The sequence below is a fragment of the Brevibacterium atlanticum genome, from assembly GCF_011617245.1.
GTDB classification, from domain to species: Bacteria; Actinomycetota; Actinomycetes; order Actinomycetales; family Brevibacteriaceae; genus Brevibacterium; species Brevibacterium atlanticum.
Genome location: NZ_CP050152.1, coordinates 3,121,863 through 3,142,895 on the forward strand (window position 1 = coordinate 3,121,863; position 21,033 = coordinate 3,142,895).

At 67.1% G+C, this 21,033-nt stretch carries 14 protein-coding genes; 3 read left to right on the forward strand and 11 right to left on the reverse strand.

Features of this window, described 5'->3' with window-relative positions:
• Positions 1 to 107: 107 nt before the first annotated feature.
• From GUY23_RS13960 to GUY23_RS13995, 8 genes are all read right to left on the reverse strand, one after another.
• Complete coding sequence (locus tag GUY23_RS13960; protein WP_166973255.1) at positions 108 to 1,202, reverse strand: substrate-binding domain-containing protein; 1,095 nt, start codon at positions 1,200 to 1,202, stop codon at positions 108 to 110.
• 70 nt (positions 1,203 to 1,272) lie between these two features.
• Positions 1,273 to 2,376, reverse strand: coding sequence for a LacI family DNA-binding transcriptional regulator (locus GUY23_RS13965; RefSeq protein ID WP_166973257.1), 1,104 nt, complete (start codon positions 2,374 to 2,376; stop codon positions 1,273 to 1,275).
• Positions 2,377 to 2,605: 229 nt separating this feature from the next.
• Entirely contained in the window at positions 2,606 to 5,188 is a 2,583-nt protein-coding gene (locus GUY23_RS13970; RefSeq protein WP_166973259.1) for a GNAT family N-acetyltransferase, read from the reverse strand.
• On the reverse strand, positions 5,185 to 6,618 hold the full coding sequence (locus GUY23_RS13975; protein ID WP_166973261.1) for a lysine N(6)-hydroxylase/L-ornithine N(5)-oxygenase family protein: 1,434 nt from the start codon (positions 6,616 to 6,618) through the stop codon (positions 5,185 to 5,187). Before GUY23_RS13975 ends, GUY23_RS13970 begins: the two co-directional genes overlap by 4 nt.
• Positions 6,615 to 8,069 (reverse strand): pyridoxal phosphate-dependent decarboxylase family protein, encoded by a 1,455-nt coding sequence (locus GUY23_RS13980; RefSeq protein WP_166976168.1) that lies wholly within the window; start codon positions 8,067 to 8,069, stop codon positions 6,615 to 6,617. The genes GUY23_RS13975 and GUY23_RS13980 overlap by 4 nt, the downstream gene beginning before the upstream one ends.
• Positions 8,070 to 8,622: 553 nt before the next feature.
• Positions 8,623 to 10,149 (reverse strand): IMP dehydrogenase, encoded by a 1,527-nt coding sequence (gene guaB / locus GUY23_RS13985; protein ID WP_166973263.1) that lies wholly within the window; start codon positions 10,147 to 10,149, stop codon positions 8,623 to 8,625.
• Positions 10,150 to 10,361: 212 nt separating this feature from the next.
• Complete coding sequence (locus GUY23_RS13990) at positions 10,362 to 11,024, reverse strand: GntR family transcriptional regulator (protein ID WP_166973265.1); 663 nt, start codon at positions 11,022 to 11,024, stop codon at positions 10,362 to 10,364.
• A gap of 68 nt (positions 11,025 to 11,092) precedes the next feature.
• On the reverse strand, positions 11,093 to 11,848 hold the full coding sequence (locus GUY23_RS13995; protein ID WP_228282355.1) for a pseudouridine synthase: 756 nt from the start codon (positions 11,846 to 11,848) through the stop codon (positions 11,093 to 11,095).
• A 401-nt stretch (positions 11,849 to 12,249) separates the two neighbouring features.
• Here GUY23_RS13995 and GUY23_RS14000 point away from each other — a divergent pair, with 401 nt between their 5' ends.
• The 3 genes from GUY23_RS14000 to GUY23_RS14010 all read left to right on the forward strand — a co-directional run bounded on the left by GUY23_RS14000 (position 12,250) and on the right by GUY23_RS14010 (position 16,806).
• Complete coding sequence (locus tag GUY23_RS14000; RefSeq protein ID WP_166973267.1) at positions 12,250 to 12,705, forward strand: hypothetical protein; 456 nt, start codon at positions 12,250 to 12,252, stop codon at positions 12,703 to 12,705.
• Between the two features lie 245 nt (positions 12,706 to 12,950).
• Positions 12,951 to 14,078: a lysophospholipid acyltransferase family protein gene (locus GUY23_RS14005; RefSeq protein WP_166973268.1), complete on the forward strand. Its 1,128-nt coding sequence runs from the start codon at positions 12,951 to 12,953 to the stop codon at positions 14,076 to 14,078.
• Positions 14,079 to 14,130: 52 nt separating this feature from the next.
• Positions 14,131 to 16,806, forward strand: a complete 2,676-nt coding sequence (locus GUY23_RS14010) for a PEP/pyruvate-binding domain-containing protein (RefSeq protein WP_166973270.1) — start codon at positions 14,131 to 14,133, stop codon at positions 16,804 to 16,806.
• A gap of 102 nt (positions 16,807 to 16,908) precedes the next feature.
• Here the strand turns inward: GUY23_RS14010 and GUY23_RS14015 are convergent, their stop codons facing one another.
• The 3 genes from GUY23_RS14015 to groL form a co-directional block, all read right to left on the reverse strand.
• Positions 16,909 to 18,330, reverse strand: coding sequence for an ABC transporter permease (locus tag GUY23_RS14015; protein ID WP_166973272.1), 1,422 nt, complete (start codon positions 18,328 to 18,330; stop codon positions 16,909 to 16,911).
• On the reverse strand, positions 18,327 to 19,157 hold the full coding sequence (locus GUY23_RS14020) for an ABC transporter ATP-binding protein (protein WP_166973274.1): 831 nt from the start codon (positions 19,155 to 19,157) through the stop codon (positions 18,327 to 18,329). Before GUY23_RS14020 ends, GUY23_RS14015 begins: the two co-directional genes overlap by 4 nt.
• 255 nt (positions 19,158 to 19,412) lie before the next feature.
• On the reverse strand, positions 19,413 to 21,005 hold the full coding sequence (gene groL, locus GUY23_RS14025) for a chaperonin GroEL (protein ID WP_166973276.1): 1,593 nt from the start codon (positions 21,003 to 21,005) through the stop codon (positions 19,413 to 19,415).
• Between the last annotated feature and the right edge of the window lie 28 nt (positions 21,006 to 21,033).

Here is a 21,033-nt window from a genome sequence, read left to right on the forward strand (position 1 = left end):
CCGGCTGCCGGCACCGTAATGGGCGCCGGCAGCCGGGACGGTCATGTCGCCTCTGCAGCGCTGGTGAGCCTGGTCGGATGCAGAACGGACTCAGCTGCAGCGCCGGATCATTTCACTCCGGCGTCTTCGCAGAGCTTCTCGACGCTTCCGGAGCAGATGTCGTCGGCCTTGATCTGATCACCGACGATGTCCTTGATGTTGTCCTTGGTCACGACCTCGGCCTCGACGAAGTCCGTGGGGGTGTCCTTGTAGGTCGTTCCCGCACCGACGTCCTCCCCTCCCGCGAGAGCGACTGCGGCCTTCGCCGCGAATTCGGCCTGCGGTGGGATCGACTTGTAGATCGTGGCGAACTGATCGCCCTTGAGGATGTTCTGCAGCCCGTCGACCTCGGCGTCCTGACCGGTGACGACGGGTTCGACATCGGCCTTCTTCGTCGCGGCGATGACACCGCCGGCGGTGCCGTCGTTGGCCGAGTAGATCGCGATCGGCTTCTCTCCGCCTCCCTGCAGCTGACCTTCGACCCACTGACGAGCATCGTCGGGGTTCCAGTCGAGGGTGTCGTGGCTGGCGGCGATGTCGACGCCGGCATCCTTGAGTGTCTCTTCGGCACCGGCCTTGAAGTCCGCGGCGTTCGGGTCCTTCGGGTCGCCGTTGACCATCCACACCGGACCCGACTTCGGGTCGACGCCGGCGTCCTTGAGTCCGTCGAGGACGGCCTGGCCCTGCAGGTTGCCGATCTTCTTGTTGTCGAACGAGGTGTAGTAGTCCGCGCCCTTGAAGAAGCGGTCGTAGGAGATGACCGGGATCTTCTTCGCTTCGGCCTTCGACAGCGCCGAGGACACCGCTGAGGCATCGACCGGGTCGAGCACGATCGCATCGACGCCTTCGGTCACCGCGGCTTCGAACTGCTGTTGCTGCTGGGTCGCGTCCTGGTTCGCGTTGCGGTATTCGATCTTCGCGTCCGGGTTGGCCTCGGCGACGTACTTCTCGAAGTTCGGCTTGTCGAGCGATTCGTACCGAGTGGTCTTCGACTCGGGCAGGAGCAGCGCGATGGTGACGTCTCCGTCGGCGCCGGAGCCGCTGTCGGCTTCGTCGTTGCCCTGGCCCTTCTGATTGCCGCAGCCGCTGAGCGCGAGAGCGCCGATCGCGACCGAGGCACCGAAGAGGGCCAGCTTCTTATGGGACTTAAGGTTGTGCCTCATTGTGAACCTTTCAATCATTCTGACAACGTTGTCAGGCTGTTGAATATGATTCGCCCATCGGCCCTCGGTGTCAACTGTTTCGCGCCGAAAGTCTTCGCTCCTGCTCGGGCAATTCCTCGCCGCTGCCGCGCGCGATGACGCGAACCGGAAAGACATCTTGTCCCAGTGATGCGCCGTCACCGGGGCCGCCGTTCTCGTCACCGGCACCCCCACCGAGGCGGCCGTCCTCCTCCCCGACCGTGTCCTGGAGACTGCGGACCGCCTCGGCGACCATGGTCTCGACGTCACGGTCGATGACGGTGACGTCGAGGAGTTCGGCGGTGGGGAAATCGTCGATGCCCACCAGCGCGGGCCATTCGTCGAGGCGGCGGCAGGCGTCGATGGCGCCCTGAGTGAGCGTGGCCGACAGCGTGATGAGTGCGCTCGGGGCGCTCCGGGAGCCGAGCCAGGCGGCGACGACGTTCTTCGCGCTGGCTTCGTCGTGGGCGTCTTCGCGCATATAGGCCCGCCAGCCGACATCGTGGCGGCCGGTGAAGGCGGATTGGATGCCTTCGAGTCGTCGAGTGGTGATGAGCGAGGTCGAGTGATCGCCGATGACGCCGAGGGCGATGTGCCCGTGGTCGAGCAGCTGCTGGGCGGCCAGGCGACCAGCTGCGGCTTCGTCACCAGCAAGGACGCTGATCCCCTCCCCGGACCGACTGGCCACTGCTGGGTCGAACGAGACGATCCGGATCCCCGAGGCGGCTGCGGCGCGGGCGTAGTTGTCCGCGGCATCAGGGTGGGCGCGGACGACGATGATTCCGGACAGGTCATTGGCGAGGCACTCGTCGAGGAAGGCCTGTTCACGATCGGGATCGTCGCCGATGACCGTGACCACCGGGCGCAGGTCGACGGTCGCGAGTTCGGCTTCGAGGGCGGAGAACACTCGAGCTTGGAAGGCGTCATCGGCATCGGAGAGGACGACGCCGATATACGGCGAGCGCCCGCCGGCGCGCAGTCGCCTGGCCGTGGGATTGAGGCGGAAGCCGAGTTCGGCCGCGGCGTCTTCGACCTTCTCGGCGGTGGCCTGGGCGACGTGCTTCTCCCCGTTGAGGACGCGGGAGGCGGTCTTGATGCTCACTCCGGCGCGGGCAGCGACCGTGGCCAGGGTCGGCCGATCGTTCTGCTTCGCCATGAGCACGCCTTAGAGTCTGGGGACCGGTTCGAGTCGCCGCGCAGCACCGCGCGGTCGAGCATAGGAATGATACTAACCGCTGGCGTGGCGAATGCAGGACACGTCGGTGGTGTACAGGTCGGACGGCAATCGCCGAGGTGGGGCTCCGTGACGGTGCCCCACCTCGGCGATTCCTGGGTTCGGTTTCGGCGCTTCGCCGACCGCTCAGGCCGGCGATTTGCTCACCCGGTCAGCGGGCCACGGGGTTGTCCATGGAGCCGGCGTAGAGCAGGGATTCGGCCTGATTGCCGATGTCGACCATCTGCTTCGTGTTCTTCAGCTGCAGGCGGTTGAGGCACGAATGGGCGAAGGACTCGGCCCGCAGGTCGACGTCGCCGTTCACTCCGCCTGCGGCTTCCGGGTGCGCGGCTTCATACTCGTCGAGCACCTCGGCGACGACCGTCCAGAACTGCTCGGCCGGCAGCAGCCCATCGGCGTCGAGGATGCCCGAGAGGTGGCGCAGGACGCCGTCGAACATGTCGGTGAATACCGACAGCGCCTTCTCCTCCCCTGGCACGACGGCGCGGATGCGCTCGACGTCGGCGGGCAGTTCGCGGTGTCCGAGTACGGCGACCTCCTCGCCGATGTCCTTCATGAATGCCCCGGTCACGGTGTGCTCGTCGAGGACGAGGATGAGGTTCTCCCCGTGCGGCATGAACACGAGGTCGTGGGCGAGCAGCGCGTGGACGAGCGGGTACAGGTACGCCCGCAGATAGGACCGCACCCAGTCCGCAGTGCCCTGCCCCGAGGCGCGGATGAGCTCACTCGCGAAAGACACGCCCTCATGGTCGCGGTGGAGCAGCGCGGCCATCGTGATGAGCTTCTGACCTGGGTCGATCTTGTCGACAGGGTTCTCGCGCCAGAGGGAGGCGAGCATCTTCCGGTGCGGGTTCGTCTCCTTCGTCCGGTGGTAGACATCTCCCGTGTAGCCGAGCGCCGCGCGTTCCCGCAGCACCCGGAATCCGGCGCCGGCGAAGGTGTCATCGGAGCCGATGAGATTCGCGACCCAGTCGTTGATGGCCGGGGTGTCGCGCATGTACTTCGGTGAGAGCCCGCGCAGGAACCCCATGTTCTGCACGGCGAGCGCAACCTTGACGTACGGGGCGGCCTCACGCGAATGGTTGTAGAACGTGCGCAGGGACTGCTGCGCCTGATGCTCATCGAGTCCTGCTCCCAGCGGCAGCAGGTCCCCGCGGGCGATGTCGGCAGCGAAGGTGATCGCCAGTCGGTGATCGGCCTGCCACGGGTGGATCGGCATGAGGTGGAAGTCGGCGGGATCCTGCCCTGCCGCCCGAATTCGGGAATCGAACAGTTCCCGTTCCGCATCGCTGAGAGCCTCGCCGAGGTGGCCTGCCTCGTCGAGCCCCTCACCAAGGGAGAGGTGGCTGTGCTCGCGTTTCGCAGCGACCCATTCGAGACGGTTGAGTTGTCCGTTCTCGGGCGCCCATTGGCGGAAATCGGACAGCCCGAATCCGATGCGACCATTGTTCGCGAGGAACCCGGGATGCCCCTCGGTCATGGCCGCCTCGGTGGTCTGGAAGTCCGCGTCGACGAGGTCGCGAGAGTTCGGTCGGCGTCCGGCCCGAGCGTCCTCGAGTTTGTATGCGGCGCCGGCCAGGGTCGAGGCGAGTTCCTCGAGGTAGGTGGAGATGAGGTCCTCGGGGATGGCCAGTGCGTCCTGGAGTTCGACGACGAATTCCTGCGCGTCGAGCGGAACCTCGGCCTCACCCTGCCGGCGGGTGATGCTCGCTTCGTCGATGATCCAGTGCTCAAGCGGCAGGACGCGGGCGGTGAACGTGTACCGCGTGGCACCGTCGATGCGAAGCTCCCACGTCTGGCCGCCGTCCTTCGCCGAGGCTGCTTCCCCTGCAGTGGGCGCGTTCCCGTCCGCACCGGAGGCCGCATCGGCGTCGACCCGCACCGGTGCGATGAGCCGTTCATGGGCGAATTCGGACAGGGCTTTGGCTACGAGGTGGCGCTGCACGACGGCGAAGGCGTCGGCATTGAGGTGGGCGTAGGCGTCGGGCGCGACACCGTCCCGGCCGTCGTCGGTTCCGATGAGCGGGGCGAGTGCGCTGCCGGCGAAGTCGGCGCGCGTGCACACGCTCACGAGCGCGTGCTTCTCGATCTCACCCATCATGATGGTCGCCTCGCGCACGGGGGTGAAGCCGGCGGCTCGGTTCTTCTCGATGATCGCGTCGTTGCGGGCGTCGGGTTCGACGACGACGCGCTGGCCCCCGCGCCCGCCCTGGTCAGAGGGCCTGAGGCAGAAGTCGATGACCTCGGCCATGATGCGATCGGTCAGCCCGTGCACGGCCGGTCCGGCCGGGGGTGCGACGAGCAGGTGCATCCCGATGTCCCCGGGCCCGGTGGCCAGGACGTTCTGCGGGATGAGGCTGTCCGGGGTGTAGGTCTCGACGTAGAAGCTCTCGCGGCCGTCGACGGAGCCGACCCAGCCGGCATCGTCCGCAGAGTCGCGGATGCCCTCGAGGTAGGTCCGCACTCCGGCCTCGTCGAGGTCGGTCATCATCCAGTAGCGGGCGCGCGGATGCGTGAGCCAGGCGTGGAGTGCCGCAGTGTCGCGGTCGACGTCGAGCGGTCGGATGGTTACCCTCGCCGAGGCGGCCGTGAGCTTGGCGGCCGGGAGCTCGGCCGCCGGGTTCGCGGTCGGATCCGCAGCCGGTTCCGCACCGGTGGGCTCCTCCTCCGCGTGAGGCGCTGTGGGATCGCCGACAGTGGTGGTTGTCGGGTCGGTGATGAGTTCTGTGGTCATGCGTGTGACATCTCCTTGGAGTCGTCGAGTGCGAAGGCTGCGGGCACGGCGTCGGATTCGTCGGCCGGCACGCCGAAGGTCTGGAAGGCGATGCGGTTCTCGATCGGGTACGGTTCCCGGCCGGTCACCTCGGCGAGCACCACCGAGGCCCGCCACGGACCGAAGCCGAGGTCGGGTGCGGTGACGCCATGGGTGTGCTCTTCGCCGCCCAGGACGTGGATCGTGCGCTCGTCGTTGATCGTGTAGTGGCGGCTGACGTCGAGTCGGCCGCGCGAGTCGAGGCGCACCTCGTCGCTGAGCGGGGCCAGGAAGTCCGGCACCCGTGACTTGTAGCCGGTGGCCGCGACGACCGAGCCGGACCTGCGGGTGAAGGTCTCATTCAGGGCGGTGTTGCGGAACCCGAGCAGGTATTCGCCGCTGATCGGGTCGACTTCGGCGGTCTCGAGTTCGGCTTCGGAGACGAGGTTCGTCAGCAGTGTCCGCCCGCCGCCGCTGAGCCGGTAGAGGGTGTCGTGGATGTCGTCGACGAGGTCGCCGGAGATCCCCTTGTACAGGGTGCGCTGCTCGCGGCCGACCTGTTCGCGCAGCGCATCGGGCAGGGCGCGGAAGTGATCGGTGTACTCCGGGGAGGTCATCTCGAGGGTGAGCTTCGTGTACTCCATCGGGAAGAACCTCGGCGAGCGTGTCACCCAGTCCACCCGCACTCCGCGGTCTTCGGCATCCTCGATGAGGTCGCGGTAGATCTCGGCGGCGGACTGGCCGCTGCCGACGATCGTCACCGCGCCGGAATCGAGCAGCGCTTCGCGGTTGTCGAGGTAGTCGGCGGTGTGGATGAGCGGCCCGGCACCGGCCGACTGGCCCGTACCGCTGCCCGAGCCCGCCGCACGATCCTCGACCCCAGCCACCGACAGCCCCTGCAGGGCGGGCGGCAGCACCGGCTGTGTGCCCACGCCGAGCACGAGGTGCCGGGCGCGGTAGGTTTCGGTCGTCACGACCGCAGCGGAGTCGTCGGTCACCTCGGCGATGGCGGTGAAGATGCCGTCTTCCCTGGTCACGGATACGACGCGACGGTTCCACCTCAGCGATTCCAGCTGTGCGGCGACCCACCGGCAGTATTCGTCGAATTCGGCGCGCAGGGGGTAGAACGACTCGCGGATGTAGAAGGGGTAGAGGCGCCGGCGCTCCTTGAGGAAGTTGAGGAACGAGTACGGCGAGGTCGGGTCGGCCATGGTGACGAGGTCGGCGAGGAACGGCACCTGGATGGTCGAGCCCTCGATCATCATGCCCGGATGCCAGCGGAATTCGGGCCGCTGGTCGAGGAAGACCGCGTCGACATCATTGAGCGGCTCAGAGAGTGCGGCCAGGCCGAGTCCGAAGGGACCGATGCCGACGCCGAGGAGGTCGTGGACGTCTGTGGACTGTGCGCTCATGCTGCGCCTCCTTCGGTGGTGATGTGCCGGCCGGCGAGGATTCCGTGGCCGGTGGCGCGGACGAGGTCGAGCACCGCGGTGATGTCGTCGATGCTGGTGTCAGGATTGAGCAGGGTGAGTTTGAGCCACGGTCTGCCGTCGATGGTGGTGCGGGCGACGGCCGCGCGGCCGGAGCGGAAGAGGACCCGGCGGATCATCGGCACGAGTTCGTCGCATGCCGCGGCACCGGCAGTTGCCGGAGTGAAGCGGAAGAGCACGGTGGAGAGGTCCGAGGCTCCGAGGACCTCGAAGTCGGCCTGACCGTCGAGCAGCTTCCGGACCTCGGATGCGAGGTCGCAGACGGTGTCGATCATCGCTCCGATCTCGTTCGCCCCGCGGGCGCGCAGCGTCGTCCAGAGCTTGAGAGCGTCGAAGCGGCGGGTGGTCTGCAGGGACTTGTCGACCTGGTTGGGTTCGGCCTCATGAGACTGCGCCTCGGCTTCCGGGTTGAGGTAGTCGTGGTGGTGGATGGTCGGCGCGAACAGGCGCGAGTCCCTGATCAGCAGGGCTGATGACGACACCGGCTGGAAGAACGTCTTGTGGAAGTCGATGGTCACCGAGGTGGCCCGGCTGATTCCGTCGAGCAGGTGGCTACGGCGAGGGGCCCAGAGCAGGCCTCCCCCATAGGCGGCATCGACGTGCAGCCACACGTTCGCCGCTTCGCATGCCTCGGCGATGGGCTCGAGCGGGTCGATGACGCCGAGGTCGGTGGTTCCGGCGGTGGCGACGACGGCCATGGGGATCTGGTCGTTGGCTTCGATCGCCAGCAGGGTGGCGTTGAGCGCTTCGGCGTCCATCCGACCGCTGACGTCGGTCGGGACGGTGACGACCGCATCGGCATCGAGGCCGAGGAGGAAGGCTGCGCGGGAGACGGAGAAGTGGGCCTGGTCGGTGGCGAGGATCCGCAGCCGGGACAGGAGTTCGGGGCGGGCGGCGTCCGTGCGGGTCGTGGAGTCAGCGTTCGCGTGAAGCCCGGCCATGACGTTCTCGCGGGCGAGGAAGAGCGCCTGCAGGTTCGACTGGGTGCCGCCGGAGGTGAAGATGCCGTCGCCGTCGTCGAATCCGAGGTGTCCGCACGTCCAGTCGATGAGGCGGCGCTCCATGAGCGTGGCGACCTCGGACTGGTCGTAGGTGTCGACCGAGGTGTTGATGGCTGCGAGCATCGCCTCGGCGGCGACGGCGGGGACGGCCACGGGGCAGTTGAGGTGGGCGACGTAGCTGGGGTGGTGGAACCACACCGCGTTGTCGGCGTAGAGGGCGTCGACTTCGCGCAGGGCCTCGGCGTTGCCGATGCCGGGGGTGTCGAGGTCGACGGCGTCGACGGCGGCCTGGAGCTGGCTGCGGTCATTCGCCGAGGTGGCCGTTTCGGTGGCGTGGAAGCGTCGGCCGAGCGAGTCGACGACGTCGTGCATGAGCGCCGTATACTCGTGGGCGCTGTGGGCACCGAGCAGAGCGTCGGTGCGGGTGGGGTTCGAACCGTGGGGCGTCGAATCGTCGTGGGGAGTCTCGGGGGCGCGGAGGGGTGCTGCGGGTGGTGTCGCTTCGGTGTCGGAGAGCAGAGAAGTCGTCACTGTAAGGTTTCCTCCTTCGATGAGCGAACCGCAGAGCGCGGTCGGCATTAGGGAAACCTACCCTAAGTGTCGAACTTTTCGAAGGCCGTTCGCCGGAGTTCACCGACTACGGGAGTAGCATCCTGACCTGGGGCAATGTGGCCCTGCCCAGCGTTCGCAGGCCAAAGAGGCCTCGCCGACTACGGGTGCATCGGCCCGAAAATTCACCTCGTGGTCTTCCTCACACGAGCTCCGATCGTCTGCCATCGTGAGACAACGACGACGGCCGCAGTCGCGTGCCCGAGCTCATGCCGAAGAGCACATACGCAAAAAGCCGCAGTCCTCGCGTGCAAGCGGAAACTGCGGCTTCTCACCGTTGAGGGGCCCCGGATCTTCGTCCAGGGGCCCGCCTACATCACTTCACGACGTAGTTCGGGGCCTCGACGGTCATCTGGATGTCGTGCGGGTGGCTTTCCTTCAGTCCCGCGGTGGTCAAGCGGACGAACTTGCCCTTGGACTTGAGGTCGTCGATCGTGCGGGCTCCGACGTAGAACATCGTCTGGCGCAGTCCGCCGGTGAGCTGGTGGGCGACCTGCTTGAGGTGTCCGCGGTAGGCGACGCGGCCTTCGATGCCCTCGGGGATGAGGTCGGTGTCGGTGGCGATGTCGGCCTGGAAGTAGCGGTCCTTCGAGTACGACTTGCCCTTGCGCGGAGCCATCGCGCCGAGCGAGCCCATGCCGCGGTAGGCCTTGTACTGCTTGCCGTTGACGAAGATGAGTTCACCCGGTGACTCGTTGCAGCCGGCCAGCAGGGAGCCGAGCATGACGGTGTCGGCACCGGCGACAAGGGCCTTGCCGATGTCACCGGAGTACTGGAGGCCGCCGTCGGCGATGACCGGGACACCGGCCGCGCGGGCGGCCTGGGCGGCGAGGTGGACGGCGGTGACCTGCGGGACGCCGACGCCGGCGACGACGCGGGTGGTGCAGATCGATCCGGGGCCCACGCCGACCTTGACGGCATCGACTCCGGCATCGACGAGCGCCTGCGCGCCTTCCTTCGTCGCGACGTTGCCGCCGATGATCTGGACGTTCGCGAACGCCGGGTCGGACTTGATCTTGCGGATCATGTCCGTGACTCCCCTGGCGTGACCGTTGGCGGTGTCGACGACGAGGACGTCGACACCCGCCTCGGCGAGCATTCCGGCACGCTCATAGGCGTCGCCGTAGAAGCCGACGGCGGCACCCACGCGCAGGCGACCTTCGTCGTCCTTGGTGGCCAGCGGGTATTCCTCGGTCTTGACGAAGTCCTTGACGGTGATGAGGCCCTGGATGACGTTGTTGTCATCGACCAGGGGCAGCTTCTCGACCTTGTGTTCGGCGAGCAGTTCGAAGGCCTTCTCGGCTGCGACGCCGACGGGCGCGGTGACCAGGGGCATCTTCGTCATCGTCTCAGCGACGGTGCGGGTGGGGAATTCGCTGCGGGTGACGAAGCGCAGGTCGCGGTTGGTCACGATGCCCACGAGCACATTGTTCTCGTCGACGACGGGCAGGCCGGAGATGCGGTACTTGCCGCAGATCTCGTCGAGCTCTTCGAGCGTCTTGTCCGCGGTGATCGTCAGCGGGTCGTTGATCATGCCCGATTCGGAGCGCTTGACGTAGTCGACCTGGTCGGCCTGGTCTTCGGCTGAGAGGTTGCGGTGGATGATGCCGAGGCCGCCGATGCGGGCCATGGCGATGGCCATCCGGGATTCGGTCACGGTGTCCATGGCCGCGGAGACGAGCGGGATGCTGAGCTCGATCTCTTTGGTCAGCCGCGTGGTGGTGGAGGCTTCGGAGGGGATGACATCGGTGTCGCCTGGCAGGAGGAGGACATCGTCATACGTCAGGCCCGTGAGGGCGAACGGATCGTTTGCGGCCTGTGATTCCTGCTCAGGGTTTCCCATGAAAACAGCCTTTCGACGCGAAGATACGGTGGCTCAATGGTATCGGAGCCAGAGAGTCGCCCGCCATGGTTTCAAATACCGAGCACTGTGAGACTGACTACACGGACGGGAGCGACCCCGCGGCCAGCGGTGCCGATGCCCCGAGCGCCGACCCCGAGACGGTCCAAACCGCCAACCCCGAGACGGCCCTAACCGCCGACCTCGAGACAGCCTCAGCGCCCCTCCCCCACCGACCGGGCGAGGTCGAGGGTGGAGGCTTCGGAGTCGTCGAGGTGGATGCGCAGCAGCCCTTCGGCACCCTGCCGGTCCCCTGACTTCATCTTCTCAAGGATCTCCCGGTGCGGGTTCGCCCAGTGCGAGTGGTACTTGCCGGGTTCCTGCGAGCGCGAGAACGTCGTCGACAGACGCGCCATGAGGTTGAGGTAGAACTCGTCGAGCAGAGGGGATCCGAGCAGGCCGACGATTGCCCGGTGGAAAGAGGCCGAATGTTCCTGCGCATCGGCCCAGGTCTCGTTCTTCGGCGCGGTTTCGGCCCGGACGACGGAGGCTTCGACGGCGGCCATCGCCTCGTCGGTGGCGTCCTGCGACTCCTGGACGGCGCGGATCTCGAAGACCCGACGGGCACGGTAGAGGTCTTTGAGTTCGTCGATGCCGAAGGTCGAGACGAAGAACCCGCGGTTGGGTTCCTGCGTGAGCAGTCCGGCATGGCGCAGCAGGCTCAGCGATTCGCGGGCGGTGTTGCGAGAGACGTTGAATTCCTTGGCCAGCGCACCATCGCGAACCGGGCTTCCGGCCGGGTATTCGCCGTTGGTGATGCGGGTGCGGACAAGGGCGACGATGGCCTCTGAAGTGCATCCGGGGGACTGTGGACTCATGACACCAGGCTACCGCGTCCCCGCCGCAGGTGCGCGAACTCGGCTACCGGAAGGCCGAAGCAGGCTGCTCAGGATGTCACGACGCAGCCCGGGTCGAGGCTCAGCCGCGTGGTGAAATGACGCGGGTGCCCCGTGAGTGGGTCATCGAAGGCAAGCTCCGCGGCGAGCAGCTGGAGCGGTGAGGAGAAGTCGTACGGGTCCGGCGCCAGATCGACCGGATAGACCGGATCCCCGAGGATGGGCAGCCCGATCGCGTTCATGTGCACCCGCAGCTGGTGGGTCTTGCCCGTGAACGGCTCGAGCGCATACTCCGCAATCCCATCCCCTCGCCGAGGTGGCGCACCGTCGGGTTCCCCGGTGCCGCCCCTGCCGGCACCGTCGGAATCCCCTCGCCGAGGTGGCCCTGTCATGTCCGCGGACGGCTCAGTTCCGCTCATGGTGCGGACGAGGCTGATCCGACTGATCGCATTCGGTGCCCCCTCGACTTCGAGGACCTGCCGTCCGCCCACGGGTTTGATCAGCCGGGATTCCCGTACCAGCGGGAACTCGATGTCCGCTGGCGGGGCGGGTGCCAGCGCCCGGTAGGTCTTCGTCACCCGGCGGTCCTGGAACAGGCGCTGGTAGGTACCGCGGGTCTCGGGTCGTTTGGACAGGACGAGAAGACCGGCGGTGATGCGGTCGAGACGGTGGATGGCGACGAGATCAGGCAGCTCGAGGTCGACGCGCAGGCGGGTGACGACGCATTCGCGGACGAAGCGACCGTTCGGAGTGCTCGCGAGGAAGTGCGGTTTGTCGACGACGAGGAGGTCGTCGTCCTCGAACACGATTCCGACCTCGAACGGGATCCGCTTCTCGGGCGGCACCGGCCGGTGGAAGAAGTAGAACCCGCCGGGGGATGACGGGATCGTCCCAGTTCACCGGCTGCCCATCCTCGGCGCGCATATCTCCGTCGGTCAGGAGGCTGTGACGCAAGGCCGGAGCCGCCTCGGGGAATTCGGATTCGAGCCAGTCACCGATCGTGGCCGGCACGGGGAGGTGGTTCTTTGCGTGGGTGGCTTTCCCACCGGGGGCGCGCAGAGCGGTCGCCGAGATTCCCTCTCGAGGCGGGAGCGGACTGCGGGGCATTGGTTCATTCTATGCGGGCGTTCCGCATCTCTTTGAAGAATCCCGCAATTGTCCGACCCGCCTCATGCATCCCGGCCGGACAGGCTCTAAGGTGGAAGACATGGACCGCATCGAACTGACGGAAGGTTTCCTCTCCGAGAAGGTCGTCACGCCGATCGTTCTCGGTCTGTTCGCCAATGACGAGTGGGACAGCATTGCGATGATCCGCGACCCGGAGGACACACGACGGCTCACCGTCAGAATCGTCGCCAGCGGAGACGAGACCGCGGAGGTTCTCCTCGACTACCCCGGCAACGATGAGAGTCTCTACGAGATGCAGCTGCGGCTCATCGACGAGCTCAAAGCCTTCATCGATTCCTCCGAACTCGGAGCCCGCCGGACGGACGAGTGGACGGCGGACGAGCACAACGACGATCGCCGACCAGCCGGAGTCATCCGCACTCCCCGCCCGAACTTCCTCGCCCCCGAGGACTGCACGCAGCGCCGTCGCCGCAACGCCGGTCGGGTCATGCGCATCGACCGCAGGCGCTGCCTCTCCGCTCACCGCCGCAGCTGAGGCCTGCCAGCACCGAGTCATTGCAGCGGGCCCACTGCGGCATGCAATTCTCTCAACGACTCACGTTCTTCGGTGAGTATTTCAGAGAAGAGTGAGTCGTCTGCGGCGCCTCACCCGATCGGCATTGCGTCTCCCCCTCGTTCGCCAATCTACCTACAAGTTGTCTTGCATCATACAGGTTCATCGGAAGCTGAGACTCCCCGATCGATCGACGAACACGACGGAACCTGTGGTGGACTGGTGTCATGAGCGACGCCTCACTGGGATTGCGGCACCGGATCATCAACGCGGCCATGCGCACCGTGTACTTCGGTCGCGTGCGCGTGCTCGACCTCAGCGGAAGTCAGGACGGACAGGCACCGCCCTCCCCCACCCGACGTCCCCGCCTCATCATCGCCAGCCACCGCAACGGCGCGATCGACGGCCACCAGGTGCTTGCGGCATTTCCCCGCGCCCAGTTCCTCGTCTCGATCCAACTCCTCCGCCACTGGTTCCTCCGCCTGTTCATCGCCGGCATCCCCGTCGTCCGACCCAAGGACGTCGACCGCTACGGCCTCGATCCGGCCTCGGTGGCCAGCCCCGTCGACGCCGGCCTCGCCCACCTGCGCCGAGGCGGTGACCTCGGCATCTTCCCCGAGGCCAGCAGCGAATGGGGCCATCGTCCCCAGCCGTACAAGTCCGGTGCCGCCCGCATCGCCTGCACCCTCATCGACGAAGGCATCGACCTCGAGGTCATCCCCGTCGGCCTGTTCTACTCGACCCCGGATCGGTTCCGCTCCCGCGCCGAGGTGGTCCACGGACCCGCGGTCACGCTCCCCTCCCGTGACGGCCGGGATCGACGGGAATGGGAGTCGGCGGTCGCCTCGGCGATGGGATCGGCCCTCGACGCAGTTTCGGTCAACTGCCCCGACGAAGCCACCTTCGAACGCATCGAAGCCGAGGCGCTCGAACGCGCACGACGGACTCCCGGCAGAGGAGCGAGCTACGCGCAGACGTTCCTCGAGCTCCAGCAGGCGGCAGACTCGGCTGACGGTCGGGACGGCGCCGGCACCCGGGCTGGCAATGGGAGGGGCGGCCCCACCTCGGCGAACGCCGGGCCAGCACCACGCACCTACCCACTCATCCGCGCCCTCGGGTTCGCGCTCATGTGGGTCTTCGCGCCCGTCCTCGCCGCCGCAGGCTTCGCCGGGTCGCGGGCGGACGGTCGCAATACTGTCACATTCTTTCGCCTCCTCGCGGGCTTCGCAGCGGTTATGGTCTGGGTACCGGCGCTGATCGTCGCGGCCGTCTTCTGGCCCGCGGTCATCGGCGCAGGCGTCCTCAGCGGCATGATCGGCTGGCTGCTGCTGGGGATGCGCCGCATCCGGCTGTGAACCGCCTCGTCAATGGCAGATGTGCGTCAGCCGCAGACCCGAAGGAGCACCGATGAGCCTCACCCTCAGCTTCACCGATCCCCTCGCCACCGAGCTGGCCCGCAGCGGCGGCAAGGGCGCGAGCCTGGCCAAATCCGCGCAGAACCTGCCCGTGCCCGGCGGGTTCATCGTCACCGCCGATGCCTACACCCGTTTCATCGCGCCCCTGCAGACCCGCATCACCGAGCTCATCGGCACCGACTCCCCCGCCGAGGCGATCGCCGAGCTCATCCGCACCACACCGTTCCCCGAGGCGTGGCTGAGCGAATTCGCCGAGGCGGCCACCGCAGCCGGTCTCGACGACGGGGCCGTGGCCGTGCGATCCTCGGGCACGATGGAGGACCTGCCGGGTGCCGCGTTCGCAGGGCAGCACGACACCTACCTCGGCGTGCGCGGAATCCGTGCGATCGCCGAGGCGGTGCGCGACTGCTATGCCTCCCTGTGGAACGAGCACGCCTTCCGTTATCGCCGGCAGCTCGGCGTCGACCAGCTCGAGGCGAAGATGGCCGTCGTCGTCCAGCTCATGGTCGCTGTCGGCGCCGAGGAGGCCGCCGGGGTCGCGTTCTCCGTCGACCCGGTGCGCGGCAACACCGACGAGGTGCTCATCAATGCGGCCTTCGGCCTCGGCGAAACGGTCGTCGGCGGAGAGGAACCCGTCGACGAATTCCGGGTGCACCGGGAGACCGGAGAGCAAGTCGCTGCCGAGATCGCCGAGAAGCCGACTGCGCTGGTCATGCGTGAGCCCGCCGGTGACGGGGGTGGCGGGAACCGCCTCGGTGTTGGGGACGAGGCGCGGACGACGGTCGTCCGCCTCGGCGAGGAGCAGCGGTCGCGCCCGGCGCTGACGCAGGAGCAGACCAGGGCGGTGGCCGAACTCGCGGTGGAGGCGGAGAACCATTTCGGGTTCGCGCAGGACATCGAATGGGCGATCCACGACGGGCGGCTCTACCTTCTCCAGTCGCGGCCGATCACCAGGGTCGCCCCGAGGTGGACCCGCGACGAATCGGCGGAACGCTTCCCCACCCCGGTGACCCCGTTGACCTGGGATCTCGTGGAGGCTGGGTTCCACCATTCGCTCAATCACAGCTTCGATCTCATGGGGCTGCCGCCGTTCGACGACAAATGGTTCGTCATGCGCGACTTCTACATCTACGGCAACCAGACCGCCGTCGACCTCTACGCCGGGCGGCTGCCGACGAACATGCTCTCCAGCGTCGAGGCGATCACGGAATCGCTGCCGCAGATCGCTCGGCAGTTCGGGTGGGTCCAGGAGCTGCCGGTGCAGTGGATGCGCGATCTCGACACGTATCTCATCGGAATCGGACGGCTGTCGAATGAACCGCTCGAGGACAAGTCACTGCTCGAGGTGTGGGAGCACGTGATCGCGATCAGTGACCTCGGCACCGAGTACTTCCGCCCGAACATCGCGATCTCGCTGACGCAGGGCACACTCTATGCCGCTCTGCAGCACATGCTCTCGCTCGCTCTCGACGAAGAGCAGGCGCAGGTCGTGTTCGAACGTCTCATGGCTTCGACCGAGACGAAGACCTCGCAGGTCAACGCCGAGTTGAGAGACCTATCGGCATACGTGGCAGCCGATGCGCAGCTGCTGGCCGCACTCGAGGACAACCATGGTGAGGCCGGGGTGGCAGCACTTCAGCGATTCCCGGAGTTCGCTGGCGCGTTCGAGAAGTTCTTGGCTCAGCACGGCCACCGTGAGCTCGACTTCGATGCCTACCATCCGACCTGGGTGGAGGCCCCACACATCGTGCTCGACCAGATCCGGCTGCTCGCCGCACGGACGGCGGCGGAGCGGGACTCCGCGAACGGCACGGCAGGAGCCGGCGGCGTGGGGAGTGCCGACGGCGAGGCAGGGCCCTCGCAGTCGGCGGTCCCCTCGGACATGGAGCGCAAGATCGTGCAGGCCGAGACCGAACGTGCCGTCGTCAATGCCGCACCGGAGCAGCTGCGCTACCTCGTCCAGGAGGTCATCCGTCTGGCGCGGACCTACACCGCGCTCGATGACCTCGAGCACTATCAGACGACTCGGCTGACCCTGCCGATGCGCCGGGCTCTTCGGGAACTCGGGGCACGCCTCGTCGACGCCGGAGTCCTGTCCGAGGCCTCGGACGTATACTTCATCGACTTCGAGCACCTCGATGAGGCGATCCGCACCGCCGACACCGATGGCGGTGCAGGTGCCAGCGCAGCAGGAACCTCGGACCGTACGTCCGCCCTGTCAGGACTCACGGAGATCGCGGCACAGAACAAGGCCGCCTACCAGACCGCGGTCGACCGCACACCCGAGTGGGAGTATGGCGCGACGACCCCGGCTGTGGACGCCGACGGCGACCAGATCACCGGGACCGCAGGCAGCCCGGGAACTGTCGAAGGAGAGGTCTTCGTCGTCCATTCCCCTGCCGACTTCTCGTCGTTCCCCGATGGTGCGATCCTCGTCGCCCGCACCACGAACCCGGCCTGGACGGCACTGTTCTACCAGGCCAGCGGCGTGATCACCGAAAGCGGCGGGGCACTCTCGCACGGTGCGGTCACCGCCCGCGAGCTCGGACTGCCCGCCGTCATGGCCATCAGGGACGCCACCAGCCGATTCACCTCGGGACAGCGAGTCCGCATCGACGGCTCCAACGGAACGGTGACCGACCTCGACTCGGCGAACGCGGCCGGCTGAGCCCTACCTCGGCGCGGGTCTGACCGGCCCGACTCCGGACCCACCTCGGCGCACCCGCCGAACTGGGCCCCACCTCGGCGAATATCGTCGCACGCCCCGGCGTCACACGGCTTCGAGGGCTTCGACCGGGCTGATCGACGTCGCCGCGCGGGCCGGTCCGCGGCTGGCGGCGAGGACGGCGACGAGGCTGCCGCCGGCGACGGCGATGATGACCCACCAGGGCACGGATGGGGCGAAGAGTCCCAGCAGCGGCGACAGCAGGGTCAGCGCCCCGATCCACCCGTAGGCGATGCCCAAGGGCACGGCGATCACGCACGCGGTCAGGCTCAGCTGCAGGCCTTCGGCGGCGATCATCCGGCGCACGCGTTTCGGCGTCTGGCCGAGCGCCCTGAGCAGGCCGATCTCCTGGGTGCGCTGCCGCACGGAGAGCATGAGGGCGTTCGCGACCCCGATGACGGCGATGATGACGGAGAAGAGGATGAGGCCGAGGAAGAACAGCATCGTCTTGTCGACGACCTCGGCCAGAGCGTCCTCGAGGCCGTTCCACCCTTCCTCACCGAAGGAGCGGGCGTAGGCGACGATCTGATCGCGGAAGGTGGTCATGGCGGTGGCGAACATGACGATGAGCGTGATGCCGATGACGAGTCCGATGACCGTGCGGGCGTTGCGCGTCGGATGCTGGGCGATCGTCTTCGCCGCGAGCCGGGACACCGCAGTGCGGCCGAGCAGCCGACCGATGACCGACTGCACCGGCGGCAGGATCCAGGGGTGGCCGACGATGATGCCGAGGAATGTCAGCACCGCGCCGAGGGCGACGAGGAGGACGCCCATGATGGACAGCCGCTGCGATCCGGCGCCGACGACGGCGCTGATGAGGAAGGTCAGGCCCATGGTCAGCAGGAGCAGTGTGGCGGTCAGTGCCCCGAGTGAGGCACGGGCATCCTCCAGACGGCGTTCGACGGCCTGCGAGGTGGCCTCGATCGGCGAGATCCGCGTGATCCGGTAGGCCCCCAGATACGCCGACAGCCACGTCACGACGATGGTGGCGAGTGCGGGCACGACCATCACCGGGTCGAGGAGACCGACCTCAGTGGTGACCCGTTCGCCGAGGTAGCTCAACGTCGCCCACGACAGAGCCGTCGAGGCGGCGAATGCGAGGACCGCGCTGGGTACGGAGATGAGCAGACCCTCCACCGAGGCGGCCCGCCGCAGCCGCTTCGCCGAAGCGCCGATGAGGCGCAGCAGCGCGAGCTGCCGGCTGCGACCGGCGACGATGATCGAGAACGTGTTGGCGATGACGATGGCGGAGACGAAGAGGGCGATGAGGAAGAAGACGTAGCCGACGACGGACAGCAGGTTCTGCGCGTTGGTCGATTCGGCGATGATCTTCGCCGAGGTCAGCCAGGCGGTGAGGATCGCGATGCCCTGCATGATGACGGTGCCGAAGAGTGCGGCGATGAAGACGACGAGGACGCTGGGGAAGAACTGCCCCGGGTTGGCCCGGATCTCTCGCAGCGGATTCATCGGCGGCTCCCCGCCGCCGCGGCACGTTCGTCGGGTCCGGCCGCGGCTGAATGATCACGATCGGCCGCCTCGGCGCGTTCGTCGAGGTCGAGCATCGCCTGCGAGATCGCCTCGGCGCTGATCGTCTCGTTCAGTTCGGTGACGGGGGTGCCGTCGGCGATGAAGATGACGCGGTCGGCGTGGGCGGCGACGAGCGGGTCATGGGTGACAAGCACGATCGACTGTCCGAAGTCGCGGACGGCGTCGGAGAGGATCGCCATGACTTCGCGTCCCGATCGGCCGTCGAGGTTGCCGGTCGGTTCGTCGGCGAAGAGGATGTCGGGGCGGGTGGCCAGCGCGCGGGCGATGGCGGTGCGCTGCTGCTGGCCTCCGGAGAGTTCGCCCGGTCGGTGCTTGAGCCGGTCGCCGAGTCCGAGGCGGGCGACGACGGTGGAGATCCACTCGCGTTCTTCGGCGTTCGGCTTCCGGTCGTCGAGGTCGAAGGGCAGCCGGATGTTCTCCTTGACGCTGAGCGTAGGGACGAGGTTGAACGCTTGGAAGACGAAGCCGATCCGACGCCTGCGCAAGGCGGTGAGCTCGTCGTCGCGCAGATCGGTGATCTCCTGCTCGCCGAGGTGGACGGTGCCTTCGGTAGGGCGGTCGAGTCCGGCGAGGACGTGCATGAGGGTCGACTTGCCGGACCCGGAGGGACCCATCACAGCGGTCAGGCGCGCCGGTGCGATGTCGAGGCTGACCCGGTTGAGCGCGGTGACCGCGGCGCCTGAGGGATCGAAGATCTTCGAGACCTCACGGAGTCGGGCGATGGGCATCGGCAAGCCGGTTGTCATGGTGTCCCTCAAGCGTCGGTGCTGTCTGTCTGATCCAGACTAACGATCATCGGCGCTCGGGAACATGAAAACTGACTGATCAGTAGTTGAGAGGCACCTGCATGCGCGACGTTGCAGGATCGAGTTGTCCGTGCCGCTGGAGAAGAACTCGAACGTCTGCGCACCCGGCTCGAGGGGTGAATGCACCGGTGGCCCGGAACGAAGCGTTCCGGGCCACCAGGGTCAGTCAGCGCTGACGCGGATCGAGGGTGATGCTCAGTCCTCGTCCTCGTCTTCCTTCTTCTCGACGACCAGGGTCTCGGTGGTGAGAACCAGGGCCGCGATCGAAGCGGCGTTGCGCAGAGCCGAACGGGTGACCTTGACGGGGTCGATGATCCCAGCGCCGATGAGGTCGCCGTACTCGTTGATTGCGGCGTTGTAGCCCTGGCCGGACTCGAGGTCCTGGACCTTGGCGACGACGACGTATCCGTCCTGACCGGCGTTTTCAGCGATCCAGCGCAGCGGCTGGACAACACCGCGCTTGACGATGTCGGCACCCGTGGCGGCGTCCCCGGACAGTCCGAGGTCGTTGCCTTCGAGGACCTTCGCGGCGTGGATCAGAGCCGACCCACCACCGGCGACGACACCCTCTTCGATGGCTGCACGGGTTGCGGACACGGCGTCTTCGACGCGGTGCTTGCGCTCCTTGAGCTCCACCTCGGTGGCGGCGCCGACCTTGATGACGGCGACACCGCCGGAGAGCTTGGCCAAGCGCTCCTGCAGCTTCTCGCGGTCCCAGTCGGAGTCGGTGTTCTCGACCTCGGCGCGGATCTGAGCGATACGGCCGGCAACAGCATCGTCGGCACCGGCACCATCGATGATCGTGGTGTTGTCCTTGGTGACGGTGATGGTGCGGGCGTTGCCGAGCTCCTCCAGAGTGATCTGGTCGAGCTTCATGCCCATATCCGGGGTGACGACCTGGCCACCGGTGAGGACAGCGAGGTCCTCGAGGATGGCCTTGCGGCGGTCGCCGAAGCCGGGAGCCTTGACGGCGGCGACGTTGAGGATGCCGCGCAGCTTGTTGACGACCAGCGTCGACAGAGCCTCGCCCTCGATGTCCTCGGCGATGATGAACAGCGGCTTGCCGGCCTGCTGCACCTTCTCGAGGACGGGCAGGAGCTCCTGGATGTTGGAGATCTTGCCCTGGTTGATGAGGATGAGAGCGTCGGAGAGCACAGCCTCCTGACGATCGGCATCGGTCACGAAGTGCGGCGAGAGGTAGCCCTTGTCGAACTGCATACCTTCGGTGACTTCGAGCTCGACGGACGCGGCCTGCGACTCGTCGATGGTGATGACGCCGTCCTTGCCGACCTTGTCGAAGGCGTCGGCGATGAGCTTGCCGATCTCTTCGGACTGGGCGGACAGACCGGCGACGTGCGCGATCTCCGAGGAGTCGGCGACATCGCGGGCGATGGTGCCGAGCTGCTGCGAGACAGCCTCGACGGCGGTCTCGATGCCGCGCTTGAGTGCACCGGGAGCGGCGCCTGCGGCCACGTTGCGCAGTCCTTCGTTGACGAAGGCCTGGGCGAGCACGGTCGCGGTGGTGGTTCCGTCACCGGCGATGTCGTTGGTCTTGGTGGCGACTTCCTTGGCCAGCTGAGCGCCGAGGTTCTCGTACGGGTCGTCGACCTCGACCTCACGGGCGATGGTCACACCGTCGTTCGTGATCGTGGGGGCGCCCCACTTCTTGTCGAGCACGACGTTGCGGCCCTTGGGTCCCAGCGTCACCTTGACGGTGTCGGCGAGGGTGTTGACGCCCTTTTCGAGCGCACGACGAGCTTCGTCGTTGAATTCCAGTGTCTTAGGCATTCGTCCTCCTGTCTGCGGGTTAGTTGTT

Excerpts from the sequence above, each read along its gene's own strand:
- GUY23_RS13960 (WP_166973255.1), bottom strand. The coding sequence starts at position 1,202 with ATGAGGCACAACCTTAAGTCCCATAAGAAGCTGGCCCTCTTCGGTGCC.
- GUY23_RS13965 (WP_166973257.1), bottom strand. The coding sequence starts at position 2,376 with ATGGCGAAGCAGAACGATCGGCCGACCCTGGCCACGGTCGCTGCCCGC.
- GUY23_RS13970 (WP_166973259.1), bottom strand. The coding sequence starts at position 5,188 with ATGACCACAGAACTCATCACCGACCCGACAACCACCACTGTCGGCGAT.
- GUY23_RS13975 (WP_166973261.1), bottom strand. The coding sequence starts at position 6,618 with ATGAGCGCACAGTCCACAGACGTCCACGACCTCCTCGGCGTCGGCATC.
- GUY23_RS13980 (WP_166976168.1), bottom strand. The coding sequence starts at position 8,069 with ATGCACGACGTCGTCGACTCGCTCGGCCGACGCTTCCACGCCACCGAA.
- guaB (WP_166973263.1), bottom strand. The coding sequence starts at position 10,149 with ATGGGAAACCCTGAGCAGGAATCACAGGCCGCAAACGATCCGTTCGCC.
- GUY23_RS13990 (WP_166973265.1), bottom strand. The coding sequence starts at position 11,024 with ATGAGTCCACAGTCCCCCGGATGCACTTCAGAGGCCATCGTCGCCCTT.
- GUY23_RS14000 (WP_166973267.1), top strand. The coding sequence starts at position 12,250 with ATGGACCGCATCGAACTGACGGAAGGTTTCCTCTCCGAGAAGGTCGTC.
- GUY23_RS14005 (WP_166973268.1), top strand. The coding sequence starts at position 12,951 with ATGAGCGACGCCTCACTGGGATTGCGGCACCGGATCATCAACGCGGCC.
- GUY23_RS14010 (WP_166973270.1), top strand. The coding sequence starts at position 14,131 with ATGAGCCTCACCCTCAGCTTCACCGATCCCCTCGCCACCGAGCTGGCC.
- GUY23_RS14015 (WP_166973272.1), bottom strand. The coding sequence starts at position 18,330 with ATGAATCCGCTGCGAGAGATCCGGGCCAACCCGGGGCAGTTCTTCCCC.
- GUY23_RS14020 (WP_166973274.1), bottom strand. The coding sequence starts at position 19,157 with ATGACAACCGGCTTGCCGATGCCCATCGCCCGACTCCGTGAGGTCTCG.
- groL (WP_166973276.1), bottom strand. The coding sequence starts at position 21,005 with ATGCCTAAGACACTGGAATTCAACGACGAAGCTCGTCGTGCGCTCGAA.